Origin of the sequence: Nocardiopsis gilva YIM 90087 (genome assembly GCF_002263495.1) — a bacterium.
Lineage (GTDB): Bacteria > Actinomycetota > Actinomycetes > Streptosporangiales > Streptosporangiaceae > Nocardiopsis_C > Nocardiopsis_C gilva.
In genome coordinates, this window is sequence record NZ_CP022753.1 from 4,764,529 (window position 1) to 4,778,190 (window position 13,662).

General features: G+C 71.0%; 11 protein-coding genes. 4 read left to right on the forward strand and 7 right to left on the reverse strand.

The annotated features are described in order from the left end of the window. Positions 1–67 precede the first annotated feature (67 nt). Positions 68–1,354, reverse strand: coding sequence for a pyridoxal phosphate-dependent aminotransferase (locus CDO52_RS21295; protein WP_017619751.1), 1,287 nt, complete (start codon positions 1,352–1,354; stop codon positions 68–70). Positions 1,355–1,492: 138 nt separating this feature from the next. Here CDO52_RS21295 and CDO52_RS21300 point away from each other — a divergent pair, with 138 nt between their 5' ends. After that, complete coding sequence (locus CDO52_RS21300; RefSeq protein ID WP_051060826.1) at positions 1,493–2,497, forward strand: LysR family transcriptional regulator; 1,005 nt, start codon at positions 1,493–1,495, stop codon at positions 2,495–2,497. Here the strand turns inward: CDO52_RS21300 and CDO52_RS21305 are convergent. The 3 genes from CDO52_RS21305 to CDO52_RS21315 all read right to left on the reverse strand — a co-directional run bounded on the left by CDO52_RS21305 (position 2,482) and on the right by CDO52_RS21315 (position 5,244). Beyond that, positions 2,482–2,796: a hypothetical protein gene (locus tag CDO52_RS21305; RefSeq protein ID WP_232524274.1), complete on the reverse strand. Its 315-nt coding sequence runs from the start codon at positions 2,794–2,796 to the stop codon at positions 2,482–2,484. The two genes, CDO52_RS21300 and CDO52_RS21305, sit on opposite strands and share 16 nt — an antisense overlap. Before the next feature lie 224 nt (positions 2,797–3,020). Next, positions 3,021–4,265, reverse strand: a complete 1,245-nt coding sequence (locus CDO52_RS21310) for a glycosyltransferase (RefSeq protein WP_017619754.1) — start codon at positions 4,263–4,265, stop codon at positions 3,021–3,023. Between the two features lie 7 nt (positions 4,266–4,272). Next, the gene (locus tag CDO52_RS21315) at positions 4,273–5,244 is read right to left on the reverse strand and encodes a DMT family transporter (protein ID WP_193373682.1); all 972 of its coding nucleotides are present in this window, start codon (positions 5,242–5,244) and stop codon (positions 4,273–4,275) included. 655 nt (positions 5,245–5,899) lie between these two features. Here CDO52_RS21315 and CDO52_RS21320 point away from each other — a divergent pair. Together CDO52_RS21320 and CDO52_RS21325 are read left to right on the forward strand one after the other, a co-directional pair. After that, positions 5,900–6,808 (forward strand): Lrp/AsnC family transcriptional regulator, encoded by a 909-nt coding sequence (locus tag CDO52_RS21320; protein ID WP_017619756.1) that lies wholly within the window; start codon positions 5,900–5,902, stop codon positions 6,806–6,808. Positions 6,809–6,944: 136 nt separating this feature from the next. After that, positions 6,945–8,519 carry a beta-N-acetylhexosaminidase gene (locus tag CDO52_RS21325; protein ID WP_394340763.1) on the forward strand — a complete coding sequence of 525 codons (1,575 nt, stop codon included), beginning with the start codon at positions 6,945–6,947 and terminating at the stop codon, positions 8,517–8,519. Positions 8,520–8,614: 95 nt separating this feature from the next. On the opposite strand, the gene CDO52_RS21330 is transcribed toward CDO52_RS21325, so the two are convergent. Beyond that, a complete protein-coding gene (locus CDO52_RS21330; protein ID WP_017619758.1) occupies positions 8,615–9,877 on the reverse strand; it encodes a type III PLP-dependent enzyme domain-containing protein in 1,263 nt (420 codons plus the stop codon). A gap of 90 nt (positions 9,878–9,967) precedes the next feature. Next, the gene (locus CDO52_RS21335) at positions 9,968–10,891 is read right to left on the reverse strand and encodes a glycerophosphodiester phosphodiesterase (protein WP_017619759.1); all 924 of its coding nucleotides are present in this window, start codon (positions 10,889–10,891) and stop codon (positions 9,968–9,970) included. A gap of 264 nt (positions 10,892–11,155) precedes the next feature. Here CDO52_RS21335 and CDO52_RS21340 point away from each other — a divergent pair, with 264 nt between their 5' ends. Beyond that, a complete protein-coding gene (locus CDO52_RS21340; RefSeq protein WP_017619760.1) occupies positions 11,156–12,382 on the forward strand; it encodes a hypothetical protein in 1,227 nt (408 codons plus the stop codon). Between the two features lie 72 nt (positions 12,383–12,454). On the opposite strand, the gene fahA is transcribed toward CDO52_RS21340, so the two are convergent. Further along, complete coding sequence (gene fahA / locus CDO52_RS21345; protein ID WP_017619761.1) at positions 12,455–13,651, reverse strand: fumarylacetoacetase; 1,197 nt, start codon at positions 13,649–13,651, stop codon at positions 12,455–12,457. Positions 13,652–13,662: the final 11 nt, after the last annotated feature.

The following is a 13,662-nucleotide window of genomic DNA, read 5'->3' on the forward strand; positions in this document are numbered from 1 at the left end:
GCCGCTTTGGGCCGGGCTCACCAGGCGGTGGCCACTCCGTGGGTCGTCGTCCTCTCCTCCCGCGCGCTCATCCGACCTCGCCGCAGGGCACCCGGTCGTTGGACAGAAGCTGGTCGAGCACGTCGTCGAGGCGGTCCAGGTGCGCCCGGATCCACGGCAGGGCGAGGGGGTCGTCGGCAGCGAGGGCGGAGTAGCGCTGCGCCTCGGTCTCCCCGTAGAGCAGGCTGGTCGCGATGCGCATCCGCAGCGCCCGCTCGTCCTCGCCGAACTCCGCCGCGGGCAGCGTTCCCATGCCGTAGGAGTCCAGCAGCAGGGCGCACAGCTCCGGGCCGGTGGTCACCCCGTGGTCGGCGGCCAGCGAGCCCTTCAGGCCGTCGAAGTCCGGGTAGAGGTAGAAGCCGGCCTGCGGCGGGGCGACCAGGGCTCCGGCGCTCACGAACCGGTCGGCGACGGCGCGGGCGACCAGGCCGTGCAGCCGCCGGCTGCGGGCGATGTGGTCGGTGATCTCGGCCGGCTCACCGAAGGCGTAGGTGGCGGCCTGCTGGATCGGCGTGGCCGGGGTGGACCAGATCTCGCTGGCCACGCCCAGCAGGTCGCTGCGGAGCCGGTGCCCGATGTCGCTGTCGGGGAGCCGGGTGACGCCGAGCCGCCAGCCGCCCAGGGCGAGGTTCTTGCTGAGCCCGGTGGTGACGACCGTGCGCTCCGGGGCGAACTCCGCGGGGCTGTGCACGACGGTGCCGGGCTCGTGGACGAGGTCGCGGTAGATCTCGTCGGAGATGATCACCAGGTCGAGCGCCCGCGCCGCGTCGGCCAGCCGCCGGATCGTCCCCCGCGAGGGCACGGTCCCGGTGGGGTTGTCGGGCGTGGTCACGATGACCGAGCGGACGTCGCGGCCGTCCATGCGGGCCCGGGTCACCGCGTCGGTCAGCAGGTCGGGCTGGGGCGCGCCGCCCTGGGCGGGCGCGGTCGGGACGAAGACGACGCTGTGTCCGGCCAGGTGCGTCTGGGCGGCGTAGCTGACCCAGCTCGGCGCGGCGATGGCGGCGTCGCCGCCGATGCTCAGCAGCAGGCTGTAGAGCAGCGGCTTGCTGCCGGGGCCCGCGATCACCAGCTCGGGGTCGGTGGGCAGTCCGCGGCGGTCCCAGTACCCGGCGGCGGCCGTCCGCAGCGACGCCAGTCCGGCGACCGGACCGTAGGCGTTTCTGTCACCTCCCGCTGCCAGCGCGTCCCGCATCGCGGGGTGCACAGGGAGTCCGGCCTCGCCGAAGCCCAGCGGAAGTACGGGCAATCCCTGGTGCCGCCGCTCGGCGAGCGCTTCGTTGACGGCGAGTGTCGCCGACACGCTGACAGACATGAAGCGATCAACTCCGCATACGTCCGGTGACTGGTGTGCGGGCCGGGATGTGTGTTCATCCCGCATCCACTTTCACCCTGCCGCGCCGCGTCCATCACCACAAGCGAGTCTTTTCTATGGCCAGCGTAAGATGACCTTATGCTCGATCTCCGGCGGCTCAAGATCCTCCGAGAATTCGCAGAGCACGGCACCATTGCTGGCACTGCGCAGGCACTTGGCTACACAGCGTCAGCTGTTTCCCAACAGCTGTCCGCTCTGGAGCGCGAGGTGAGCGCCTCCTTATTGGACCGGACCGCCCGCAGCGCCGAGTTGACCGATACCGGACGACTCCTGGCAGAGCAGGCGGAACAGATCCTTGCCCTGGTCGAGGCCGCGGAGTCGGCGCTGGCCGCGCAGACCGACGTTCCCCGCGGCCGCGTCACGGTGACGGCGTTCCCCACCGCAGCGGTGGCCTTCGCCCCCAAGCTGGCCGAGATCCTGCGCCGACACGAGCGCATGCAACTGGTGCTGCGCCAGGCGATGGAGGGCACCGGTGCGCACAAGGTGAGCGCCGGAGAGATCGACGTCGCCGTGGTCGACGACTGGAGCGGGCTCGCGCCGGACACGCGCGCGGGCAAGCTCCGCCACATCCACCTGTTGCGCGACCCCATGGTGCTGGCGCTTCCGGCGGACCACCCCCTGGCCGATCCGCGCCGGCCGGTGGATCTGCACCGCCTGCGCGACGAGGCGTGGATCGCCGCACCGCACGGCGAGCCCTCCCGCCAGGGCACCGACCGACTGCTGGCCGACATCGGCGGCGCCCCCTCGGCGGCCTGGGAGTTCGAGGGCCTGGGCACTATCCTCAGCCTGGTGGCGCGGGGCATCGGCATCGCGGCGGTCCCCGCCCTGGCCCTCGTGTCCGGCAGCAGCGGACTGGCCTACCGGCGCTTCCCCGAGGACGCCCCCTCGCGCGACATCTACGCCGTCATCCGGGCGTCGAGCCTGCGCCGCCCGTCGATCGACGTGACGCTGCGCGCGCTGCTCACCGCCGCCTCGGAGATGGACGAGACGCTGAGCGACACCCTCGAAAGCGAGGGCCACGGCGGCATCCTCCGGCGTCCGGACCCCGGTACCCCCGGCGGCGGGGATCAGCCCTCGGCGTAGCCGTCGACCGGGCGCAGACGACGGCGCCGGACCCGTTCGAGGCGGCGCCGCAGCCGCCGCGCGATGTGCAGGGCCCGGTCGCGGTCCTCGCGGGTGTTCCACCAGCGCGCGTACGCCTCGATGCGCTGCCTGCGCAGGTCCTCCAGCTCGCCCTCCAGCCGCTTCACCCGCAGGTCGAGGGCGGTGTGGTCGCGCTCGAAGACGGCCATGTCGGCCTCGTGCTCCTGGGCCTTGAGCTCGACGCCGCGAAGCCGGGCGGCGACGGACTCGACGTCCCCGCCTAGTAGGCCTGCCCCCACGAACCACACACTAGGTGTGTATCCCGAGACAGGGGGCTACCATCGAAACGTAATGCAAAAAACACGGAAAGTAACCCTGTATGCGGGGATGCATAGGGCTATGCCCGAGTTCGCGGTGAGCTGTCCGCAACCCGCGTCAGCGTCCGCGGTCGCGCGCCTCGCGGCGCCCCGGAGGCACGCGGCCCGCGTCCGTCGCGCCCCGGGGCCGATTGCCGCGCGGCTCTCTAGGCGGCCACCCCCTGGCGCCGCCGCGCCTCGGTCCGGCCGATGACCGAGAAGCGGCGCGCGGCACGCGGCACCGGTCGCGGCCGGATCCCGGCGTAGATCTCCTCGAAGCGGTCGAGGGAGCGGCGGTGGTCGTGGGTCTGGGCGATCTCCCGGCTGGCCGCGCCCATGGCGGCGCGCCGGTCGTCCGAACCCAGCACGTCGAGCAGCCGGTCGGCCAGCGTCTCGGTGTCCCCCGGCGTGTAGAGGTAGCCGTTGCGGCCCCGGTCCACCAGGTGCGGCAGCGCGAGCGCGTCGGCGGCGACCACCGGCAGGCCGGTCGACATGGCCTCCAGGGTGGCGATGCTCTGCAGCTCCGCCACGCTGCCGATGGCGAACACGTCGGCGGCGACGTAGACCAGCGGCAGGTCCTCGTCGGGGACGAACCCGAGGAAGTGGACGCGGTCGGCCACGCCCAGCCGCCGCGCGAGGTCCGACAGCTCCGCCTGGCGCTGCCCGGTACCCGCCAGCGCCAGCTGCAGATCGCGCTCCTTGAGCACCCGCGGCAGCGCCCGGATCAGGTCGTCGATGCGCTTCTCCTCGTCCAGGCGCCCGACGAACACCATGGTGTCGCGGTCGGGCAGGCCGAACCGGTCGCGCGCGGCCCGCCGCTCGTCCGGCCGGGGGTGGAAGCGGTCCAGGTCGATGCCGCAGGACACGGCCTCCACCGGGCGGCTGAAGCCCTTGTGGCGCAGCAGCTCGGCGGCACGTTCGGTGGGGGTGGTGACGTAGTCGGCGTCGTAGGCCACCCGGATCATGTCGCGCCAGGCCAGCGCTCCGGCCGCGCCGTGCAGCCGCTCGGGGATGTGGGCGTGCGCGAACAGGTTGTCCGGCATGAAGTGGTTGGTGAGCAGCACCGGAGTGCCGGAGAGGCGACCGCAGCGGATCGCGGCGCGACTGACGGTGAAGTGGCTCTGGGAATGCACCACGTGCGGGGCGAGGCGGTCGATCAGGCGGGCCACATGCCCGGTCACGCCCAGCGGCACCGCCGTGCGCATCGTCGGGTGGACGAGGACCGGCGCGGAGCGCAGCCGGTGCAGTGTCACGCCGGAGTCGTGGTCGATCCCCGGCCGCCCCGTGTCCGAGGCGCAGACCACGTGCACGTCGTGTCCCCGCCCGGCGAGACCGGTGGCGAGCCGATAGGTGAAGTACCCGGCGCCGTTGACGTCGGGCGGATAGGTATCGGTCCCGATCACGACGCGCATTGGGGAATCACCGTCCCGGCCCGCTCGGCTCGCGCGAGGAAAGGGAAGGTCGTTCGACGGTGTCATGCGGCTTCTCCTGAACTGATGGTGACAACAGCGTGTCCGGACGACCCGCGCCGAATCTCCGGACGGCTTCGGGGTTGCGTGTCTTAGCACGGGCCAGGACGGCCGTTCCGACGATCGCCACGACGGCGGAGATCGCGGCGAGCACCTGGGCCAGCGGGGTTCCCGGCAGCCCCTCGCCGAGCATCACCGAACCGATGCCGACGCCGGTGATGGGGTCGGCGATGAGGAGCATCGCGTAGGCGGCGGCGAAGTGGCCGGTGCGGTAGGCGTTCTGCATCAGCATCCCGCCGAACAGCGCGAGCGCGACGGCGAGCACCGTCAGCAGGCTGAAGATCGCGGTGACGTCGACGACGGTCTGCGCGGCGACCACGCGGGCGATCCCCGAGGTGGTGCCCAGCGCGGTGCCGCCGGCACCCGCGAGGAGCAGGGCGCGCATGCCGGGCGGGACCCAGTGCGCGCACAGGTAGATGACGACGCCGACCGCCATGACGGACCCGGCCAGGATCATCGCGGTCGTGTCGGTCATGATCGGGGCGTCCTGGCCGTGCGGGAAGAGCGCCAGCACGCCCACCAGCCCGACCATCACCGCGCCCCCCGCGAGGATCTGGCTGCGCCGCACACGCAATCGGTTGAACAGCGCGGACAGCACGATCGCGAACACGAGGCCGGTCACGCCGATCGGCTGGATGATCGTGAGGGGGGCGCCGCTGAGCGCGATCAGGTGCAGCGTGGCCCCCGCGCCCGCCGCCACCGTGCCCACCAGCCAGCGCGGGCGCTGGGCCAGGTGGAAGAGGAAGTCCATCCGGGCGACACCGTGTCCGGGGGCGCGGACGGCGTCACGCTCCTGCAGTGCGGACCCGAGTGCCAGGCAGAACGCTCCCGCGAGCGCGATGGCGACGGACACGTAGATCACGGCGACCACGTCCTACGGGGCCGACCGGCCGATCTTCGGTGATCCGGCACGATGCTTCCCCCCTTCAGGTCGTCGCGGCGCCAGGGCGACGCCGTCCATGTTGTGGACGATACGGATCGGCCATTCACCTGGGCGATATGGTCACCACCCGGATGATGGTGGTGCCGACCCCACCCTCGATTGGCGGCGTCCACCTCCTACAGCACGCACAGTCCCTTCTTGCTTCTCCTCCGTACCCGGCAGCGGTTTCCCGGTTACCACTCCCACCGTAGATAACGCGGCTACCGGTTCGCGTCCGTCAAAAGATCGAGGAGTGCGCGGAAACATTTGGTCAAAAGTCGGTGGCGGACACCCACCATCGACGGCATTTCACATGACCGGAATCGATCATCGGCCGCGCACCACAGTTGGGGCATACCCCACCAAACACGCACGTCACAGCCGCCCTACATGCGACGCGACACAGCATGCGGCGTGACGGGCGGTGCCCCCGCGCCCATCGGGGAATCCTCCGCGGGTATGAGGCGCCGGATACGCCGGAGTAGTGACACCCGGATTGTCAAGCCCTGTCAAGAGCACGGCCCGGCGGCCTCGAAGAGGACGAAAGCGATATTGGGCAGAATGAGCCGAAATCCCCCGAACGAGGTAGGTGACGATGGAGCTCGACGCCATTGATGCGGCGATCGTGCGTGAACTGCGAATCGACGGACGACTGCCCTTCGAGACCCTGGCGGGGCGCATCGGACTGTCCCGCGCGGCCGCCCGGCTGCGGGTCCGGCGTCTGCTCGACTCCGGAAGCCTGCGCATCATCGGCGTCGCCCACCCGACCGTGCGGGGCATCAGTACCCTCGCCCACCTGGCGGTCCGCGTCCGTGGCGGCGCCGCACCAGTCGGCGAGGCCGTGGCGCGGATGCCCGAGGCGCGCGAGGTGCGGCTGACCACGGGGCGCTTCCCGCTCTCGGTCGAGGTGCAAGGGAGCGACCTGCCGCGGCTCAGCGCCGCGATCGACCGGATCCGGTCACTCTCCGGAGTCCGGGAGATCGACACCACGGTGTACACCCACGTCCTCAAGGACCCCGTGCTCGCCGCCGCCGAACCCCCGGGCGTCGAGCCGGACGAGGTCGACCGGTTACTCATCGACCTGCTGGAACGCGACGGCCGTCTGTCGTTCGCCGAGCTGGCCGGGCACGTCGGCCTCTCCCCCGGCGCGGTGCGCGGCCGAGTCATGCGGATGCTGCGCGAACGCGTGCTGCGCGTGACAGCGCTGCTCGACCCCACCGCCGTCGGCCTGATCCGGCGGGGCGGCTTCGCACTCCGGCTGGAGTCCGACGGCCACGAGGCCGTCAAAGAGGTCTCCGCCTGGGACCACACCCGGTTCCTCACCCGCTGCCTGGGCAACGCCGACCTCATGGGCACCGTGGCCGCCGAGTCGGTGACCATCCTGCACACCGTCTACGAGCGACTGCGCGCGCTGCCCGGCGTGCACGTCACCGAGACCTGGATCCACCTCGACGACGTCCGGCCGCCCCGCGACCGCAACGGTGGGACGCCGATTGGCCGATAGTGGCCGTCTTCGTGCCCGCCGGTGAACGCTCGGGGATGTCCGCACCGCTCCGCGACGCCCGGAATTCCCTGTCCCTTTTCGTCCGCCGCGTGGCACGATGACACCCCCTGGACGTGACCGGATGGGAGCCCCCCGCGTGCCCGACATCGCGCTCGTGCCACAGCCCGCCGAACTCACCGCGAGCCGTGCGCCCGGACCGGCACTGACCAGCGCCACCCGGATCGACGCCGACGCCGCTGCCCAGGACACGGAGTCCTGGCTGCGCGCCGAGCTCGGCGCCGCGACGGAGTTGCCTCTGCCGCCCGGGGAGGGCGGCGACGCGCCGATCCGGCTCCGCGTGGACCCAGCGGCGGGCCTCGGCCCGGAGGGGTACCGGCTGACCACCGACGGCGCGGGCGTGCTGATCGTCGGGCACGACCCCGCCGGCGTCTTCTACGGCGCGCAGACGCTGCGCCAGCTCCTGCCTCCGGCGGCCTACCGCCGCGCCCCCACGGCACCGCCCACCTGGACGCTTCCCGCGGTGCGCGTCACCGACCGGCCGCGGTTCGGCTGGCGCGGCTGCCTGCTCGACGTCGCCCGCCACTTCCTGCCCAAGCACGACCTGCTGCGCTTCATCGACCTGCTGGCCCTGCACAAGATCAACGTGCTGCACCTGCACCTCACCGACGACCAGGGATGGCGGATCGAGATCCGGCGCTACCCCCGCCTGACCGAGGTCGGCGCGTGGCGGCGGGAGACCCAGGTCGGCCACGCCCGACCGGCCGCCTTCGACGGCCGTCCCCACGGCGGCTTCTACACCCAGGACGACATCCGGGAGATCGTCGCCTACGCGGCCGCCCGGCACATCACGGTCGTCCCTGAGATCGACATCCCCGGCCACTCGCAGGCCGCCATCGCCGCCTACCCCGAATTGGGCGAAGGCGCCCCGGTCGAGGTCGGGCGCGAATGGGGCGTCATCGACACCGTCCTCAACGTCAGCGACACCGTGCTGGACTTCTACCGCGCCGTCTTCGACGAGGTCATGGAGCTCTTCCCGAGTACCTACATCTGCATCGGCGGCGACGAGTGTCCGAAGGCCCAGTGGAAGGCGAGCGCCACCGCCCAGCGGCGCATCGCCGAGGAGGGCCTGGCCGACGAGAACGAGCTGCAGAGCTGGTTCATCCGCCAGTTCGACGCCTACTTCGCCGAACGCGGGCGCCGCCTGCTCGGCTGGGACGAGATCCTGGAGGGCGGCCTGGCGCCCGGCGCCACGGTCGCGTCCTGGCGGGGCACCGAGGGCGGGATCGCGGCGGCGCGGGCCGGCCACGACGTGGTGATGTGCCCGACCCGGACCTCCTATCTGGACTATCGCCAGTCCGCCTCCGCCGCCGAACCGATCCCGGTGGGAACCGTGCTCACCGTCGCCGACGTCTACGCCGCCGAGCCTGTTCCCCCGGAGCTGGCCGACGCCGGGGCCGAGCGCGTGCTGGGGGCGCAGGTCAACGTCTGGACCGAGAACATGGACTCGCCGCGCACGGTCGACTTCATGGCCTTTCCGCGGCTGTCGGCGTTCGCCGAGGTGGCGTGGTCCTCCGCCGAGCGTGACTTCGCGGAGTTCCTGCCCCGGCTGCGCGCCCACCTCGCCCGGCTGGACGCGATCGGCGTGGAGTACCGCCCGCTGGACGGCCCGCACCCCTGGCAGCAGCGCCCCGGAGTGCCGGGCTGGGGATGACCCCCGCCTGCCCCCGTTGATCTCGGCGAAGTGCACCGAAAAACCGCTGGAATTTGGTGCACTTTGCCGAGATCAACGGAATAGGGAGGACTGGGTTAGAAGTACGTCGTCAGCACGTCGACCACGGTGTGGTCGTCGTCGACCACCGGGATGAAGCGCCACCGGTCGAAGGCCGTGCAGGGGTGGGAGATCCCGAACATCACCAGGTCGCCGGGCTCGAGCGGGAGCCCATCGGGCAGGCGGAGGTAGGCGTGGTGGTCGTTGAGCTTGGTGACCTCGATCGCCGAGGCGTCCGCCTCCCGCCCGTCGGCGCGCCGCACGACCTTGGGGAGCGGCAAGCCGGCGTCGAAGTTGGCCTCGCGCTTGCCGACCGTCGCGATGGCCAGGCCCCGCTCCGGGATCGAGGAGATCTGCGCCCAGATCTCCAGCGCGGCGTGCAGGGGCGCGTCCCCGCCGCCGAGTCGGCGGAAGGGGGTCGTCTCCCGGTAGAGGCCGTCGTCGTGGGCGATGTAGGCCCCGCTGCGCAGGATCGGCCACACGTCCTCGCGGCCGCCCAGCTCGTCGGCCACGACATCGAACCAGGCGCTGCCGCCCACCGACACGATGGGCCGGTCCCCGGCGAGCCCGGCCTCCCGCATCGACCGCGCGTCGGTGACCAGCGCGCGCACCAGCTCGCCGACGGCTTCGCGGGTGTCGAGTCCGCCCTCGTACGCGGCGACCCCCGCCAGCTCCAGACCGGGCGTGGCGTCGATGGCCGCGGCCATCTCCAACATCGCGCGGCGATCCCGGCATCCGGTGCGGCCGCCGGGAAAGCCGCGCTCCACGAGTACGCGCAGCGGGCGCCCCTCCGGGCGGTCGGCCACGGCGGACGCGGCCCGACGGAAACCGGGGCCGGATTTGTCGATGTAGCAGAGGAAGTCGAAGTCGGGGTCGCGGTCCAGCTCGGCGACGATCCACCGGAGCGCGGTCGCGTCGAGGAGTTCGTTGGCCAGCAGCACGCGGGGGACGCCGAACCGCCGGTAGGCCAGCACCTGGTTGGCGGTGGCCGCGGTGAGGCCCCAGGCCCCCGCGTCGAACTGCGCCTGGAACAGCTGGGGCGCCATGGTGGTCTTGCCGTGCGGGGCGAAGCTCAGGCCGTGCTCGCGGGCGAAGTCGGCGAGGACCGCGATGTTGCCGTCCAGCGCCGAGCGGCGCGCCACCATCACCGGCCAGGTGAAGGAGCCGTCGAACAGGTGCGGGCGCCGCTCGGCGAACTCCCCCGTGGTGATCGCGGGTCCGGGCCACCAGAACCCCTTCGCCCGCCAGTCGATCCGTTCCTCGGGGATGTCCAACCGAACGCGTTCCACGGCCCACTCCATTGTCGTGCCCTGTACTGCCGCCCCCATTTCAGCAGCACGGCGGCCCCGGGCGCTGCGCAGGGCCCGGGAACCGCCGCACCGACGCGCGCGTCAGGGCAGGACCGGGGCGGTCTCCCGCTCTTCGGCGGACCGCTCCTCGGCGATGACATCGGCCAGGACATCGGGGCGGTCGGAGATGATTCCGTCGACGCCCATCCGAATCGCCCGGCGCATCTCGTCGCGCTCGTTGAGCGTGTAGGTCACCACGTGCATCCCGGCGGCGTGCACTTTGCGCACGTAGGAGGCGTTGATCGTCGTGTGGTTCGGGTTGATCATGTCGGCCCATGACCCGTACCGGTCGATGTCGTCCTCGTCGACCCTGCCGAGGATGCCGTGCGGGACGTGCTTCAGGATCTTCTTCGACCTCTTGACGCTGTCCCGGTCGAAGCTCTGGATGACCAGCCGGTTCGCGCTCTTGCGACCGGACGGGAGCAGCCAGTACGGGTTGTCCCGCATGGTCCGCGCGATGTCGGACTCGATGCCGGGGTAGAGCACCGGGGACTTGATCTCCAGCAGCAGGTTGCGCCTGTGGTAGGCCAGCAGGTCCAGCGCCTCCTGCAGCGTGGGCACCTCCGCCCCCGCGTACTCCGAGCCGAACCAGGAACCGGCGTCGAGCTGCTTGATCTCACTGAGCGTGAAGTCGCGGACGTTGTAGGGCGCGCGCCCCGGAAAGCGCTTCTCCACGTCGGTCGTGCGGCTCAGGGTGGTGTCGTGGATGACCACGAGGTGGCCGTCCTTGCTGCGCTGGACGTCGATCTCGACCGCGGTGGCGCCGATGTCCGCGGCAACGTCGATTGCGGCGAGGGTGTTCTCCGGGGCGTAGGCGGACGCGCCTCGGTGAGCGACGTCGAGCACCGCTCGCTGGGCTTTCTCCCGGGTGTAGGGATCGGGGTCGGTGACCGCGGCAGCTGTGCCACCGCCCGTGGCCAGCGCCAGCATCGTGGCGACACTGACGATTCCGAGCCGTCGGAACATGCCATTCCCTTCGCAAGTACCGGTTCACTGACCTCCTCCAGGCTGTTCGCGCATGGTTACCGACAGGTGTCGGGGAGGCGAGCCCCTGGTGCAGTGGCCAGGAACACCCTTGGGTGTATCGGCATCTAGGTGGTGAACCTGCGACACGAACCACTCATTGTGAGCATTTGGACACGTGATGTGCGACTTTTGATAGTGGTTGCATATTCACAAACACAGTGTTTCCCCGTTGGGACACTTTGTAGTCAAACGAGAGGGCGAAGCATGCGCAAGCACCACAAGAGGTGGATCGCGCTCGCAGGTGCAACTACCACCTCCCTGGCCGGTTTCGGTGTCCTCGGCGGAGCCACGGCTGCCGCCGCCGACACGCCCCAGCCAGCCCCGCAGGTCGTCGAGGGGCGGGATACGCACTACGCGCTGGGCGGCTTCGAGATCACCTACCTGCCGCCGGGACTGGAGCGGTACGGGATTCGCGCGAAGATGTCGACCGGCACCCGTGACCGCGTCGCGTTCATCTCCTGGATCCAGGGCGGCGACGAGGTCCACGGCCAGGTCAGCGTCATCCGCAGCGACTCCCTCAAGACCATCGACGACCTGCGAAGATCCAGATATCGCCACCTGGACGACGACGCGCTGGAGAAGATCGACAACGACGGGCGCGAGGCCTATCTGTCGGAGGAGACCGGCGAACTCTTCTGGGTCGAGGAACCTGGTGCGGCCGTGGCGGTCTACCTGCATCCCGACCGGTGGAAGCGCGAGGAGCTCACCAAGTTCGCCGCCGCTGTTCAGAAGCAGGAGTCCGACGTCCCCGCATCAGTGCAGAACGCGCTGTTGGACATGATCGGCCTGCGAGAACAGCAGCACCAAGCGGCCGACCGGCCCGAGCAGGCCCAGGCGCCCGAGCAGGACGAGCAGGAGCCGGACGCGGAGCCCGGGACCGGTGCTTCCGACGACGCGGCCGCCGAGAACGCGGGCGGGGAAGGAGCCGAGGGCGACGACACGCCGGTGTCCAAACCCGGAATGCCTTTGCCCGACGAGCAGGAGGAAAGCGCCCCGGCGCTGCCTCCGGGCATCACCGCCGAGAGGGTCACGACCTGCCTCACTCGGGACCTGCTCGACGCGAGGGACGTTGACGTGGCCAGGATCGACAAGGTCGACCGGGCCACCTTCGCCAAGGTCTGGCGCGGCGCCAGCGGGGCCGAGCGCGCCCGGTCGGTCACCGACTGCGCCGAAAAGCTCAACGCCGAGCGGTCGGCCCCCGGTCCCGACTCCCTCGACGAACTCGTCGCAGCCATTTGGGCCATCGTCGACGAGACCTTCGCCGACCTCAACGCGCTGGAGGATGAGGAATCGGACGAGTTCGAAACGACCGAGTTCACCACGACCGAGGTCACCACATTCGACAAATCGGGCCCGCGCAACCTCGAGGTGAGCACGGCCAGCGGCTTTCCGTGGATTGTGCCGAAAGTGACGATCGGCGGAAAGAAGTGAACGTCGCGGAACGGCGGAAAGGGGGGACCGCACGGACGGTTCCCCCTTTCCACTGCGTCCTGTCTCCCTCGGCTAGTGGCCGGCGGGCCGCACCGTTCCGGTGACCTCGCCCAGGGAGATGGAGCCACCGCCCATCCCCGTCGCGCTCGCCGAGATGGTGACGGTGTCCCCGTCCTCGAGGAAGGTGCGGCTGGACCCGTCCGACAGGGTCAGCGGCTCCTTGCCGCCCCAGGACAGCTCCAGCAGCGAGCCCCGCTGGCCCGACTCCTCGCCCGAGATGGTCCCCGAGGCGTAGAGATCGCCGGTGCGCAGGGACGCGCCGTTGCACGTCATGTGCGCCAGCATCTGGTCGGGCGTCCAGTACATCGCCGCGTACGGCGGCCGGGAGACGACCTCTCCGTTCAGCTCCACCTGGACCGCGAGGTCGAGCCCCCAGTCGGCGACGCGCTTGAGATACGGCAACGGCTCCGGGTCCTGCTCGCGCCCGGCGAAGCGGGCCGCCCCCAGCGCGTCCAGCGGCACCACCCACGGCGAGACCGAGGTGGCGAACGACTTGCCGAGGAAGGGGCCGAGCGGGACGTACTCCCAGGCCTGGATGTCCCGCGCGCTCCAGTCGTTGACCAGTACCACGCCGAACACGTGCTCGGCGAAGTCGCCGACCGGAACACTGCGCCCCAGCGGGGTCCCCGCCCCCACGACGAAGCCCAGCTCCGCCTCGATGTCCAGGCGCGCGCTCGGACCGAACACCGGCGCCTCACCGCCGGGCTCCATCCGCTGCCCCGTGGGGCGCACAATGCCCGTCCCCGACGGCACCACCGTCCCCGACCGTCCGTGGTAACCCACGGGCAGGTGCTTCCAGTTGGGCTTGAGCGGCGCGTCGTTGGGCCGGAAGATCCGGCCCACGTTGGACGCGTGCTCGATCGAACAGTAGAAGTCGACGTAGTCGGCGACCTCGAAGGGCATCCGCAGCTCGACCTCGGAGAGCGGGATCAGGTGCGGCTCGGCCGCCGGACGCCCTTCCGGTGATCCGAGCATCCCGCCGAGCTTGGTGCGGACCGCCAGCCACGTCACCGGGCCGCGCGCCATGAACGGGTTCAGCGAGGAGGCGAAGAACTCCGGTTCGCCCAGGAGCCCGGCGAGGTCGAGGACATAGTCGCCCACCCGCACACCCACCCGCGGTGCGGCCCCGCCGCGCGAGAACACGCCGTAGGGCAGGTTGTCGGCTCCGAACCCGGACTCATCGGCTCCGGGTACCCACGTTGTCGTCACGTTCCTCCTCT

What these genes read in the sequence shown, in the direction of transcription:
- CDO52_RS21295 (WP_017619751.1), bottom strand. Translation starts at nt 1,354, where the DNA reads ATGTCTGTCAGCGTGTCGGCGACACTCGCCGTCAACGAAGCGCTCGCC.
- CDO52_RS21310 (WP_017619754.1), bottom strand. Translation starts at nt 4,265, where the DNA reads ATGCGCGTCGTGATCGGGACCGATACCTATCCGCCCGACGTCAACGGC.
- CDO52_RS21330 (WP_017619758.1), bottom strand. Translation starts at nt 9,877, where the DNA reads ATGGAGTGGGCCGTGGAACGCGTTCGGTTGGACATCCCCGAGGAACGG.
- CDO52_RS21300 (WP_051060826.1), top strand. Translation starts at nt 1,493, where the DNA reads ATGCTCGATCTCCGGCGGCTCAAGATCCTCCGAGAATTCGCAGAGCAC.
- CDO52_RS21335 (WP_017619759.1), bottom strand. Translation starts at nt 10,891, where the DNA reads ATGTTCCGACGGCTCGGAATCGTCAGTGTCGCCACGATGCTGGCGCTG.
- CDO52_RS21320 (WP_017619756.1), top strand. Translation starts at nt 5,900, where the DNA reads ATGGAGCTCGACGCCATTGATGCGGCGATCGTGCGTGAACTGCGAATC.
- CDO52_RS21340 (WP_017619760.1), top strand. Translation starts at nt 11,156, where the DNA reads ATGCGCAAGCACCACAAGAGGTGGATCGCGCTCGCAGGTGCAACTACC.